This window comes from Bacillus sp. NH11B, from assembly GCF_001884205.1.
GTDB lineage: Bacteria > Bacillota > Bacilli > Bacillales > Bacillaceae_G > Bacillus_A > Bacillus_A proteolyticus.
The window spans coordinates 1-14,568 of record NZ_MAOG01000039.1 but is presented as its reverse complement, the minus strand read 5'-3'; the positions used below and the strand labels follow the sequence as shown (position 1 = coordinate 14,568).

Below are 14,568 nucleotides of genomic sequence, written 5' to 3'. Positions count from 1 at the left end.
CTCAAAACTACATGAGTCCAAAGTACATTACAATTCATGAGACTGATAATACAAGTGTAGGAGCAGGTGCTAGGAACCACGCTCAATACCTATATAACCAAGCAGTAGGGAACACAGACCGAGCTGCATCATGGCACTTTACAGTGGACGATAAAGAGATTTATCAACACTTACCATTAAACGAAAACGGGTGGCACGCAGGAGACGGTAATGGCCCGGGTAATAGAGAGTCTATTGCAATTGAAATCGCGGTTAACAGCGATGGTAACTACAGTAAGGCAGTAGATAACGCTAAGAAACTTGTAGCTTATTTAATGAAAGAAACTGGTGTACCGTTAAATAACATCGTAAAACATCAAAGGTGGAGCGGTAAAAATTGTCCTGCTAACATGATTAATAATGGACAATGGGATGCATTCGTAAATGGTGCTGGAGGATATTATAATAATCTTTATCAACCCAAAGACGACATTACAGGAGGTTGGTATGAGCCGGCTATTCGAGAGCTAAATAGAAGGGGTATTATGGCAGGGGAAGGAAACGGTGTTTTCGCACCTAATAGAGCGGTAACAAGAGCCGAATTTGCTCAATTAATCTCTAAATCTCTAAACTTGCCCGCTGGAGATACTTCATTTAAAGACCTAAACGATGCAAACTCAACTTTACGAGATGGTATTAAACGCACTGCAAGTGCAGGTATCATTGCAGGTAGAGGTGACGGTTATTTTGACCCAAACACATCTATTACAAGAGAAGAATCAGCAATTATTGTAAACAAGGCTTTACAGTATAAAGGTCTATGGGGGCCAGTTGCAAACTTACCATTCTCAGACAAAGACAAAATTATCTATAAAGAAGACGTACAAAGATTGTATGGACTAGGTATTGTAAAAGGTAAGGGTGACAATCAATATGACCCTAAAGGAACAACAACTCGTGGTGAAACAGCATCATTCATTCTAAACATGCTTCAAGTAATTGAAACCGGTAGTGTTCAAAATACAATTGGAACAGCTCAAATAAATGGTATTGGGGTAAATGTTCGGAGTGGAGCAGGTACAAACTACTCTATTGTTAGAAAGGCAAGTAAAGGTGAAAAAGTTACAGTATATGAAGAAAAGAATGGTTGGCTAAGAATTGAAACGAATCAGTGGGTTTATAATGACCCTAGTTATATCAACTATAACAAACGATAAAAACTAAATAGTGAAAGGAACAAGTCATATTTGGATATATAACTTGTTCTCAGGCTGTGAAGAAGACTTTCTCCACAGCCTGTTTTTGTGTCTGCTCCCTCTTTACCTGCCAATGCTGATAAATTAATTTTTTTGAAATTGTCACTTTCCTGTAACATAAGTGATTTATTTTATAATAAGAAACTGACATGGAAAGAGGGAGAAGTTATGAAAAAAATCATACCGATAGTCGCATTAATAGGCATGATGAGCTTAGGGATACAAGAAATGAATGTGAAAGCTGAGACATACAAAAGTGCAGGTTCCAAAATGGATTTTTGGAATTCTAAAAGAACAGGTACTAATTTTATGAATAGCACTTCATTACCTGAGAACTACAAAAGTGCAAAGGAAGCTCATATTGAATATGTTCGTTTAGCACCTGATAAATGGGCAAAAGATAAGGATTTCTTATTTGAAGACAAACCAGATACATCAGGAAAAGATTTTCTTATCGGTAATGCAGATAATTATCAAAGATTGGTGGAAGAGGATGTAGCAAAATTGAAAGCAGATTTAGATGCTGCACAATCACAAGGGATTAAAGTTGTACTTACAATGCTTTCATTACCTGGTGATCGTTGGCGTCAATTTAACAATAATCAGAATGATGATAGAATTTGGGAAGAAGAGAAATATCAAGAACAAGCAAGCCAATTTTGGAAAGACCTTGCGTTTGAATTGAAAGATCATCCAGCTGTGGTTGGTTACAACATTATCAATGAACCACATCCAGAAACATCTAAGAAAAATAGATATAATGATTTTTGGACGGAAGATTATGAGAAATGGTATTCAAAAGTGAAGGGAACCCCAGCTGATTTAAATGAATTTTATCAAAAAGTTGTTACTTCAATTCGTGAAGTAGATAAAGAAACACCTATTATTTTAGATTCAGGTCTATATGCCACACCTTGGGCTTTTAAATATCTTAAACCAGTTAAAGATAATAAGACATTGTATGCATTTCATATGTATGAGCCATATCAATTAACAAGTCAACGTGAAAATCAAAATAAAGAGTATCAATATCCTGGAATTGTAAAAGTAGGAGATTTAGAAACACCTATGATGTGGGATAAAGATGGATTAAATACATTCTTACAGCCTGTGCAAAATTGGTCTCAGGAAAATCATGTACCATCTAATCGAATCATTGCTGAGGAATTTGGAATTAATCGTACCGTTCCTGGAGCACCTCAATACATGCAAGACTTAATTTCTATATTCAATCAGAAAGGATGGCATAAATCATTCTATGCATTCCGTGAAGATACTTGGACAGGAATGAATTATGAATTAGGAACAGAAAAAATAAAATGGGATGAAGAGGGGCAACCAAAGCGTCAAGATAATCCACTTTGGGATGTAATAAAAAATGATTTGCAAATCGATGCAGGAGTAAATAGAACTACATTTAAGGATGTCCCACAAGAACACTGGGCATTTCATGCAATTCATGATTTAGCGAATAAAGGAATTATTGCAGGTTATGGAAATGGGATATTTGGTATGGGTGATAATGTAACACGTGAACAAGTAGCTGCATTAATTTACCGTACTTTGCATATAGAAAAACAAGATAAATATGAAAATCCATACAGAGATATCGATGGAAATTCAACAATGTTTCCTGAGGAAATATTGGCTTTAACTAAGCTAGGATTTTTCCAAGGGGATGATCAAGGAAACTTTAGACCGAAAGCTACATTAACACGTGCAGAAATGGCACAAGTTATTAAGAAAGCATTTAGATTAGATGTAAAGGCGCCACATAATTTCAACGATGTTCCAGCAAATTCATGGGCAAAAGATGCGATTAGTGCCGTGCAATCGAACCATATTGCAGTAGGAGTTGGAGAAGGGAAATTTGCTCCGGATATGAACGTAACACGTGAACAGTATGCACAGTTTTTATATAATGCAATTTCAAATGCGCAATCCCATCAATAAAAAGAAAATGAAGTTGAGTGGTTTATTATATCATCATTATAAGGGCGTATTACTGCTCGTAAAAATTTAACGAATTTACCGAAAGAATTCTCCTTCCTCAAGCGTGTGAAGGGCGATAGCCCAACGGTAGGTGGGAGATGAATTCCGGTTTGGCATAGCCAAAAACTTTTGATAAACTAGCTATATGAAGTTCTTTGATAACTTGATATATGAGGTTGCAGGAAGAAAATAGAGTGCGAAAACCAAGCCATTCGGTTCCTGCGTAAAATATCAACCGTACCAAAAGAGCGTCCAAGCGTTGGACATCTAGGGGTGGAACACCCCGAAGTAACGCTCAGGGAGACGAAAGGTTACTTTCGTCGTGGAACTGAGAAGCTCCCACTTTAAGCTTTGCTAAGTGGCGAGTAGTTCACTTGGTGATACCTCATATCAACTTAAAAACTTTATAACGCCCCCTAAACAAAAAATTGTACATTTTCATCTGGACATGTCAATCTTCTCGTTTGGGGGTATTTGCTTTTCTTATCTTGATAGCGATGTGATGCTACCCTATGCCCATCAACTTAAGAATTTAGAATTACCCCAAAACGAAAAAGAGCCCTAAATTAATAGGACTCTTTTTACCTTTCTCAAAAGTAAACTTTTGAATATTTGTTTACACTCATTCTTAAAACACTAAATTTTAATGTTCTATTTTTCAAATATGTAAGATTGCATACAATCCATAGTTGATAATTATTATCGGTGTAACTATAATAGTTACAGTAAGGTTAATATTAAAATTAAAACATGAATGGAGATGTTATAAAATGGGTATAAAAAAAATCGTTTTAGCTGGTGCATTAGGAGTAGCAGCACTTGCAGGAACAAATTTACCAGGCATAGAAGTAACAAAAGCTAGTGCAGCTTCTATTGAATCAAATATATCAACAATTGAAGGTCACGTAGTTGAGATTAGTAATAATGTTATTTTTGTAGAATCAAAACAATATACAGATCCTATCAGTATCAATTTTGATTCTATACCAAATGTAAAAATAGGAGATCAAGTAAAAGTTACTGGTACAATGATGCGCAATTTTACTGAATATATGATTGCAAATTCTATTGAAAATAAATCATTAACACCAGGAATGCATTTAAAAGAAAATGGTCGACCTGATTATGTAATAGGAGAAGTTAGTAAAAAAGGAAAAATTGATGAATACGTAAACGTGTCTATAGATTATGTACTTGTTAAATATCCTAAAATCAACGGTGGAGATGAAATTCTAGAAGTTTACTTAACACAGGGACAAAAACTCAATGTCGGTGACAAAGTTAAAGTAAATAATATGGAATTTGCACAATGGGGCGGAAGTTCTATAAATTGGAACATAGAAAACAACATCGAAAAAATTCAAGAATCGAAAACTTCAAATCAAAATAATGATGATCAATGGATTTGGTCTTAGTACCTGTTTAAATTGTTTAACCGTTAACATTAGTACTATCAAAAAAAGAACTTGTAGAAGAACTACAAGTTCTTTTTTGTTTGAGGGAACACTTAATTTCCAATACATATTCTTAATACGGAAATGTGATATTTCGCTTCCTTATATATGTAATATTGCATATAAAAATATATTGATAAAAATATAAGCGCTTACTATAATAAAAGCATAAAGATAAATAACACCTTAGCATCAACAAAAGAGGAGGAAATGATTATGGAAATCGCAATGGCAGTTTTAAAATTCATTGGTGGGGCAATTCCATTAGTTCAAGAACTTTTAAAAGCATTTATGTAAGTTTATTACTCCGCAATTATTTATAAAAATTATCAGACAAATGATCTGTATATCAAAAATAAATTGATGTGCAGATCATTTGTCTGATAAAACTTTAAACAAGAAAAAAAATCCCAGACATCATAAGGGATTCTTTTTCGGTTCTGGTGCAAATATATGAAGAAAAACGCGGATAATAGTAGATTCCTAGTGAAATCGTATTTTATGCTATAAGTCCAAACACTTGGTAGATGAACTCTTTTTGATTTTGGACAGACTGATTCGGTAAATCAATCCGTCCCTTTTTCATCATATGCATGGCTTCAACACCACTCAATATAGAAGTTGCAGTTTTAAATGACTTAAACCCCAGCATAAAACGCACACGTTTTTTAATAAAACGATTATCTTATTCCACTATATTATTAAGATATCTAACTTGCCTTATCTTTATGCCTTCGGGCATATGTTTCTCTTCTTTCAACGCTTGAATCGCTACAGAATAGGCAGGGTTTTTATCTACTGTTATCACACGAGGTTTCGAAATGTACGAAAAAGCACTTGGCTGCTTGTTTATCTCTTGATTTACTTAGATAAAAATCAATGGTATTCCCTTCTGAATCAACAGCACGATATAAATACATCCATTGCCCTTTCACTTTAATATAAGTTTCATCGACTCTCCATGAATCATTTGTTGATTTAAGGTGATATCGTACTTTCTCTTCTAATTGAGGTCCATATTAATGAACCCATCGCATAATCGTTGTGTGAGCTATGAATAAGCCTCGTTCCTCCATCATTTCCACCAGGTTACGGAAGCTCAAATTGTACCGTAGGTACCACCTTACTGTTAATAAGATTAGTTCCGGCCGATAATGCTTCCATTTGAACAAATTTTCCTTTTCCATATCGATCACACATCTTTTTCTAGAGTAATAGTAATACTATCAGTATGTCCAAGTTTAAGAGATTATTTGCAAAAGTTTTAGAGTCTTTGCACCAGAACCCAATTTTCCTACAATTTCTTTCTTCATTTAACTAAATATTAATTCTTATAAAAATCTTTTAATCTAATTATATGCAATATTACATATTGGTTATGAGTATTTTTCGTGTTATATTATTTAATTACTATATGTTTAGTAATATTTAATTTTGAAAGGGGAAAGATTATGTTACCAAATACGGTTCGTACTCCAAATAAGAAAAAAAAATGGATTATTGTCGGGGTTATTGTACTAATTGTTATCGTTGCGGCGGTTAATATTTTTGTTATGCAAGGTAAGAAGAAAGATACAACGAAGACGGATGCTGTAAGTTTTGAGAAAGTGACAGAGCGTAAGCTAAATAATACGAAGTTAATTTCGGGTCAGGTGAAGCCAGGGAATATTGAAAGCTTCTATGCGGATCCAACTAAAGGAAAAGTGAAAGATATTGCAGTGAAAGAAGGACAAGAGGTAGAAAAGGGAACGAAATTATTCTCTTATGATAATGAAGAAATTAATTTACAGGTGAAACAAGCTGAGCTTGATCAGAAGATGGCTGATATGCGTTATGATCAAGGGAAAAAGAAAATTGATTCATTGAAGAACGAAATTAAGAAGGCAAAAGATAGTGGAGCTGGGAGAGAAGTAACAGACCCAATGGAAGAGCAAGTAAGCGAATTAGAAATGGCACAAAAAACAACTGATCTTGAAAAAGAAAAAGGAAAGTTACAAAAAGAAGAGTTAAGTAAAAAACAGAAAGAACTTACGATTTATAGTAATTTTACAGGTGTTGTACAAAAGTTAGATAAAGATGCAGCACAAAGTTCACCTCAAGCTTTAGGTGGCCAAGGGAAAGCATTCTTACAAGTTGCTTCTAAAGATCCGTTCCAAGTTCAAGGGACTTTAACAGAGCTTCAAAAGTCACAAATTCAAAAAGACCAAATGTTTACTGTAACTGCGAAAGCAAATAATAAGAAGAAGTGGACAGGTAAAATTACAGAAGTAAGTGAATTCCCAACGAGTGCAGAGATGGCTCAAGCAACTGGTGAGGGAACTCAAAATATGTCTCAATATACATATAAGGCGAGTCTTGATAGCCAAGATGGTTTATCTCCAGGTTATCACGTTTCTTTACAAGTAAATTTAGAGAATAAGACGATGATTGCTGTTCCAAGTAAGAGCATTGTAGAAAAAGGCGATGATGCATTTATTTATATTGAGGAGAAAGGGAAGCTTCATAAACAAAATGTGAAAAAAGGCGCTACTGATGGAGACTGGACAGAGATTGTTGAAGGCGCAGCAGTGGGGCAAAAGGTGGTTAAAAATCCTTCCGACAACGTGTATGACGGAATGGAAGTGAAAGAGAAATGATTACGTTAAATAATATTGCTAAAACGTATTATCAAGGGAAATTGGCAGTACCGATTTTGCATGGTATTAGTTTGACGATTCAGAGTGGTGAGTTTGTTTCAATTATGGGACCGTCTGGTTCCGGTAAATCAACGCTTATGAATATTATCGGTTGTTTAGATCGCCCAACAGAAGGGAAATATATGCTGAATGATGTGAATATCTTAACAGCCGATGAGTCAAAGCTAGCTTTAATTCGTAATGAATATATCGGCTTTGTGTTCCAGCATTTTAATTTACTACCCCGTCTTTCAGCGGTGGAAAATGTTGAACTTCCGCTCGTATATGGTGGGGTGAAGAAAGCTGAGCGCCGTAAGCGTGCTTTGGAAGCACTGGACAAAGTAGGGTTAGCAGATAGAGTGCATCATTTACCTAGTGAGTTATCAGGTGGACAGAAACAGCGTGTAGCAATTGCGAGAGCGATTGCGAATAATCCAACGTTCATTATGGCCGATGAGCCGACGGGGGCGCTTGATACGAAGTCTGGTGAACAAGTTATGGATATTTTCACGAAGCTTAATGCAGAAGGAACGACAATCGTTATGGTTACGCATGAGGAAGAGGTAGCAGCTTATTCATCTCGCCGCATTGTACTGCGAGATGGGAAAATTACTGAAGATAGAAGGTGTGCAGTATGAGTTTACTAGATAGTATAAAAATTGCCCTATCTTCTATTTTAGCTCATAAACTGCGTTCAGCTTTGACGATGCTCGGTATTATTATCGGTGTAGGTTCTATTATTACTGTCGTTGCGATTGGGCAGGGCGGGGAAGCGATGCTGAAGTCGAAAATCGCTGGTTCTGGTAATAACCTTATGCCAATTCAGTTTAAGCCGAATATTAATGATGAGTTTGCTATGGGTGGGCATGAAGTACCAAAATTAACGGAAGAAGATATTCTTGAAGTGAAACAGGTAAAAGATGTTGCCCATGTTATTACGACGAATAGTACGATGGAAACACTTGATATAAACGATAAAAAAGCAATGATTAATGTTATTGGACTAGATAGTGAATATTTTCAAGTAAATAAAGTGAAAATGGTCAAAGGCCGTTCATTAAATGAATCAGATATTTCGCAAGGGAATAACGTTGTGATGATTAGTATGAAGGCAGAAGAGACGTTATTTAAAGATGAAAATCCAGTAGGGAAAATTATTGAAATGAAAGGACAGCCGGTGCAAATTATCGGTGTCTATAAATCAGATAATGAATTTATGGGATTTGAAACTGAGGAAATACTGATTCCTCTCACTTTATGGCCTGTTTTATACGGAACAGATGAAATTCAAAGTATCGCAATTCAAGCTAAAAATGTAGACAATTTAGAATCAGCAGGAAAAAAAGCTGTTGAAATATTAAATAGTCGTAAGCCGAGTGAAATTCCAGGTAAATATGAATTAGTGAACTTAAAAGAGTTCCAAGAGGGCGTTTCTAAAGTCACGAATATTATGACAATGATCATCGGTGGTATCGCAGGTATTTCATTAGTCGTTGGTGGTATTGGCGTTATGAACATTATGCTCGTATCTGTAACGGAGCGTACGCGCGAAATTGGGATACGTAAAGCGCTTGGAGCAACGCGTAATAAAATTTTATTACAGTTTTTAATTGAAGCCGTTATGTTAACGCTTCTAGGTGGTTTAATTGGAATTGGTCTTGGATATGGCGGAGCATATATTGTCTCCGCATTCGCAAAATGGCCACCGCTCGTTTCGTGGGAAGTTGTTGTCGGAGGCGTATTATTCTCAATGACACTTGGTATTATTTTCGGATTAATTCCAGCGAATAAAGCTGCAAAATTAGATCCAATTGAAGCACTCCGCTACGAATAGTTTACTAGTGTAGTAAAGATAAATATCTCTATTACACATACATATTGTTTGAGTTAATTGTTTTTACCATCCTTTAAAAGGAATATGTAAATAGAAGGAGGCGTTATAATGAAAGCGAATATTAATACACAAGATGTAGGTGCGAAAAAGCCATCATTATTTGGAATGATTAAATCTCCTGGAGTACAATTTGAAAGAATGAAAACAAACGAGAAAGTTTGGGGTATGTTCCTCTTAGTAGCATTGTTACAAGGGATTTTAGGTGGTTTAAATGCGTATGTTATGTATACCTCACCTGAGATGCTTAAAATGAAAAAAGAATTAGGTGAAATGGCTGGACAAAGTTCACTTACATCAGAAGTTATTTCTGGAATTGGAACAAGCTTTGCTAGTGCGATGGTTGGAACACTATTCATAGCAGCTATTTATAAAATGTTTATGATGTTCTTTGGTAATGATACGCCTTATAAAACCTTATTGAATATTGTAGCTTATACAAATATTGTCCTTATTATTGGTGGACTTATTAATTCAAGCTTAGGTCTAATCTTTGGTAGTGGAATGAGCCAATATACGAGTTTAGGGTTATTATTTACGAAAGGTACATTTGCATATGGAATTGGTAATACAATTGAAATATTCTATGTATGGAATTTAGTCTTAATTTGGCTTGGATTACATATTACAGCTGGATTAAGTAAAGTGAAAGCATTGATTCCAATTATTATTCTATTCATTATTAAAGCGGTATTCTTTGCGGCAATTATTGTATTAATAGCGAAGTTTTTACCAAGTATGTCAATGTAAATAAATTAAGTTCATTATTACTAAATTTAGTAAAAGATTCATAACATTAATAACCGGTTCCTTAACGTACAAGGTACCGGTTATTTTGTGTCCAAAATGTGTTCAAACGTACAATTTTCTTTTTTTGTATGGTGACCCCATGTCCATCGACTATAATTTCTTCATTTTTCTCTTTATTTCAATAGGAATAGACAGTATAATTTTATAGATTTAATACTTAAGAAAATTATACGGGGTAAATACCATGAAAAATAAAAAAAGAACAGCTACAGTTGCATTAACAACAGGATTAGCTTTAACAGCTGTAATACCATATGGAGTAGGTCATGCAGAGGAAACAGATCAATTACAAGTTCAAATTCAGGAGGATTCGTTCCGTACAGGTGAACTTACACAACCATCACAAAAGGCACCAGAGAATGTAGTAAAAGATGCCCTTAAGGAAAAGACAGAGCAAGCTTTGTCTCCAAAACAAGTGAATGGAGAAATGGGAGTAGATTATAAGGTTCTTCAAAAACGCGGTTCGTATGATGGGACTACACTTGTGCGTATGCAACAAACATATGAAGGCAAAGAAGTATATGGGTATCAATTGACTGCACACGTAGATAAAAAGGGTGTTATTAAAAGTGTTTCAGGGGATAGTGCGCAAAATTTAAAACAAGAAGATTTAAAGATTCCTATTAATCTATCACAAGAAAAAGCGAAACAATATATTTATACGAAGTACGGGAATGATATCAAGTTTATTTCTGAGCCAGAAGTAAAGGAAGTTATTTTTGTTGATGAAAATAATGGACAAGCCAGTAATGCATACCAGGTTACATTTGCTGCAGTAACACCAAAATATGTATCTGGAACTTATTTAGTGAATGCTCATAATGGTGAAATGTTAAAAAATATGGTACAAGAATCAGATTTAAAAGCAAGTGAGAAGCTTGTTGATGCCTTAGAGGAAAGTAGAAAAAGCAATCTTGCATCATTAACTGGAACAGGAAACGATGCTTTCGGTATATCTCGTACATTTGGTATTTCTAAACAAAGTAATGGTGAATATGCACTTGCTGATTATTCAAGGGGGCAAGGAATTGAAACATATGATGTGAATTACAGGGATATTACTAAAGAGGAAAGCTATTATCCTGGCACACTAGCAACTAGCACTTCAACAACATTTAATGATCCAAAAGCGGTAAGTGCCCATTACTTAGCGACAAAAGTATTTGATTTTTATAAAGATAAATACAAGCGTAATAGTTTTGATAATAAGGGACAAAAAGTAGTTTCAGTTGTACACGCTTGGGATTCTGAGGATACGAACGATCCAAAAAATTGGAAAAATGCATTAAGTGCTAATATTAATAATAGTAGTATGCTCGTATATGGAGATCCTATGGTGAAGGCATTTGACGTAGCGGGACATGAATTTACACATGCGGTTACATCTAGCGAATCCAATCTTGAATATTCCGGAGAATCTGGTGCGATTAACGAGGCGTTATCGGATATTATGGGGACGGCTATTGAGAAATATATAAACAATGGGAATTTTAACTGGACAATAGGAGAACAAACTGGATTAGTTTTACGTGATATGAAAAATCCATCTTCAATCAATTATTCAAATGGAGTACCATATCCAGATGATTATAGTAAATATACTAATTTAAATGGAGAGGATGATGGAGGCGTTCATTTCAACTCAAGTATTATTAATAAAGTTGCATATTTAATTGCAAAAGGTGGCACTCATAACGGTGTAACTGTAAAAGGTATTGGCGAGGATAAAATGTTTGATATTTTTTATTATGCAAACACTGATGAACTAAACATGACTTCTGATTTCTTTGAATTGAGATCAGCATGCCTTCGAGTTGCAACAAATAAATATGGCGCGAACTCGGCTGAAGCTCAAGCAGTCCAAAAAGCTTTTGATGCAGCAAAAATTAAGGTAACAGTGGAAGAAAAAGAAAAAGCTGTGGAAAAACAAGCGCCGGAGTTAACTGTACCGTTTACAACTACACTACATGTAGGTGATACGTTCGACCCGATGAGAGGCGTAAAAGCTGTTGATAAAGAAGATGGTGATTTAACAAATAGAGTAAAACATAAAGGCGATGTAGATACTTCTAAACCAGGTAACTACATTGTGGAGTACTCGGTTGTCGATTCCCAAGGGGTTAATGCAACGGCTACACAGACTGTAATTGTAGAGGAAAATGGAGAAACTCCAGATATGGAACCTAAATTAACAGTGCCTGTTGGGGCAACAATTAATGTAGGAGATTCATTCGACCCAATGGCAAGAGTATCAGCTACTAATAAAGAAGACGGTGACCTTACTTCTAAAGTAACAGTTGATGGTAAGGTAGATACATCTAAGGCCGGTACTTACGTATTAACTTACACAGTTACAGACACTAAAGGTCATGAAGTAACTGCGAAACAAACAGTAACGGTTAAAGCTGGAGAAGAAGTTAAAGATGAAAAACCAGTACTAAAAGTACCTGCTGAAACAACAATTATTGAGGGTAATCAATTCGCCTCAATGGCAGGAATATCAGCTACTGATAAAGAAGGTGGTGACCTTACTTCTAAAGTAACGCATGAAGGAACTGTAGATACATCTAAAGCCGGTACTTATGAAGTAATATATAGTGTCAAAGATTCTGCAGGTAATATGGTAACTACAATACAAAAAGTAGTTGTGAAAGATAAGGACAATGGTAACGGTTCTAATAACAGAAATAATGGTTCAGGCAACGATAACGGTTCTGATAATGGCAGTACTGGTACTAACAACAGCAATGCCTCTGATACTGGTAACAGTAATATCTCAAACAATAGTACTACTGATAAAAAAGAAGATACATATAAAGAGCTTCCAAAAACGGGTGCAAGTACAAATAACAGTGCAGCAATGGGTGTATTGATGGTTCTTGCAGGTATGGTTCTTTCTTTTGGTCGTAAATTTAGAAAGGCATTAAAAAGCACCTTCAAATATTGAAGGTGCTTTTTATGGTTCTGGTGCAAAAATATTAACTTGATGGGCATGAGGTCACCTTATCAAAAAAAGAAAATTGTACGTTTGGACACAATTTAACCGGTTCCCTGTACGTTAAGGAACTGGTTATTTATTTTACCGATTTTTTATAGACTTTTTATCTCGTAATGGTCGTGAACTATTCGCCACTTAGTAAAGCTTGAAGTGGGAGCTTCTCAGTTCCACGACGAAAGTAACCTTTCGTCTCCCTGAGCGTTGCTTCGGGGTGTTCCACCCCTAGATGTCCAACGCTTGGACGCTCTTTTGGTACGGTTGATATTTTACACAGGAACCGAATGGCTTGGTTTTCGCACTCTATTTTCTTCCTGCAACCTCATATATCAAGTTATCAAAGAACTTCATATAGCTAGTTTATCAAAAGTTTTTGGCTATGCCAAACCGGAATTCATCTCCCACCTACCGTTGGGCTATCGCCCTTCACACGCTTGAGGAAGGAGAATTCTTTCGGTAAATTCGTTAAATTATTGAAATTTGTTTTTGGGTTTAAGTTCCAAACATCATCACCTGTTAACGTAATATGTTCCCATCCAAATGGAGATATATGTTGTACATATTCTTCGTGAATATCCACTCCTTTTGCATGCAAAGCATCAACCGCTGTGATATATATTCCATAATATAATAGCTAAAATCAGAAGTTGTAAACCACTTGCTCTATGTAATTGAACCTCATAAGAACAATCAAGAATTTCTCCTAATTAATTAAAAATGCATCTCAAGCAACATTATATTTTGCTGCTCCTTTATTTAAGCAATATGTACATGTCTTCCATTTTCAACACGCTGTAACCATTTTAACACTTGTTAATACTTATTTTCTGAATATGTATTTTGATCTCCTCACATTAATATTTAATACTTTCCTTATTACAAATTAAAATCAATGAAAGACTTTTGTAACACTTATGCAAGAAATTCGAAAGGTATCTAAGCTAAGATGAACTTCAGAACATTAATTTTAGATGATTCAAAAGTGATTAATTTCACCAAGAGAGGAGAACGGAATGAAAAAGAAATTTAAAACAAATGGAATTGGAAAGAAGATAATTCCTGCTACAGCGGCATTAGGAATTCTTTTTTCTATGGCACCGATTGCAGAAAATAAGGCTAGCGCAGGGGTAGGTGCGGTATTAGATATAACTATTACTGTATTAGGTGCTGTAGCAGATACTTATGAAGCACTTGGAATAACCCCAGAGAATCCAGACCCAGGCACTCACATTGATGTATATGCAGAAAACGAAACTTACCAGGCTCCTAATTTTACATCTGGGGAATTTAATATTTCCATGTATCATACACAAGGTGATTCGAATTTTCTTAAACCGGTTAAAGTACGCTATCCAAATGGAAGAATTGAAATTCATCAACTAAGATCTGGGCAGCAGCTTAAAATTACTGAAGCAGGTGCAATTATAGATTTAAACCCTAATGCAGCAAATGTCTCAGAACACGATCTTCTTTACATTACACAAGCACAATTAGACGAAGGAAAGACCGGAGTTGT

At 35.3% G+C, this 14,568-nt stretch carries 8 protein-coding genes and 3 pseudogenes; 9 read left to right on the top strand and 2 right to left on the bottom strand.

Annotated features, from left to right (window positions below; genetic code table 11):
- The 3 genes from BAU27_RS07835 to BAU27_RS07805 form a co-directional block, all read left to right on the top strand.
- The coding region (locus tag BAU27_RS07835; protein ID WP_071770572.1) for an S-layer homology domain-containing protein at positions 1-1,196 on the top strand (1,196 nt) is incomplete at its 5' end.
- A 207-nt stretch (positions 1,197-1,403) separates the two neighbouring features.
- Positions 1,404-3,188: an S-layer homology domain-containing protein gene (locus BAU27_RS07830; protein WP_083595909.1), complete on the top strand. Its 1,785-nt coding sequence runs from the start codon at positions 1,404-1,406 to the stop codon at positions 3,186-3,188.
- Positions 3,189-3,997: 809 nt separating this feature from the next.
- Positions 3,998-4,642, top strand: coding sequence for an ATP F0F1 synthase subunit alpha (locus BAU27_RS07805; RefSeq protein ID WP_071770571.1), 645 nt, complete (start codon positions 3,998-4,000; stop codon positions 4,640-4,642).
- 538 nt (positions 4,643-5,180) lie between these two features.
- On the opposite strand, the pseudogene BAU27_RS30820 reads toward BAU27_RS07805, so the two are convergent.
- Positions 5,181-5,868, bottom strand: a pseudogene (locus BAU27_RS30820) (IS6 family transposase).
- 264 nt (positions 5,869-6,132) lie between these two features.
- Between BAU27_RS30820 and BAU27_RS07790 the strand changes: the two are divergent.
- From BAU27_RS07790 to BAU27_RS07770, 5 genes are all read left to right on the top strand, one after another.
- Positions 6,133-7,317 (top strand): efflux RND transporter periplasmic adaptor subunit, encoded by a 1,185-nt coding sequence (locus BAU27_RS07790; protein WP_071770570.1) that lies wholly within the window; start codon positions 6,133-6,135, stop codon positions 7,315-7,317.
- Positions 7,314-7,994, top strand: a complete 681-nt coding sequence (locus BAU27_RS07785) for an ABC transporter ATP-binding protein (RefSeq protein ID WP_000631631.1) — start codon at positions 7,314-7,316, stop codon at positions 7,992-7,994. Before BAU27_RS07790 ends, BAU27_RS07785 begins: the two co-directional genes overlap by 4 nt.
- Positions 7,991-9,190, top strand: coding sequence for an ABC transporter permease (locus tag BAU27_RS07780; protein WP_071770569.1), 1,200 nt, complete (start codon positions 7,991-7,993; stop codon positions 9,188-9,190). Before BAU27_RS07785 ends, BAU27_RS07780 begins: the two co-directional genes overlap by 4 nt.
- A gap of 108 nt (positions 9,191-9,298) precedes the next feature.
- Positions 9,299-9,997, top strand: coding sequence for a YknW family membrane protein (gene yknW / locus BAU27_RS07775; protein WP_071770568.1), 699 nt, complete (start codon positions 9,299-9,301; stop codon positions 9,995-9,997).
- 244 nt (positions 9,998-10,241) lie between these two features.
- Entirely contained in the window at positions 10,242-13,004 is a 2,763-nt protein-coding gene (locus tag BAU27_RS07770; protein ID WP_071770567.1) for a M4 family metallopeptidase, read from the top strand.
- Between the two features lie 442 nt (positions 13,005-13,446).
- Here the strand turns inward: BAU27_RS07770 and BAU27_RS33325 are convergent.
- Positions 13,447-13,859, bottom strand: a pseudogene (locus BAU27_RS33325) (Tn3 family transposase); the annotation flags it as partial.
- Between the two features lie 206 nt (positions 13,860-14,065).
- On the opposite strand from BAU27_RS33325, the pseudogene BAU27_RS07755 reads away from it, so the two are divergent.
- Positions 14,066-14,568, top strand: a pseudogene (locus BAU27_RS07755) (cell wall-binding protein); the annotation flags it as partial.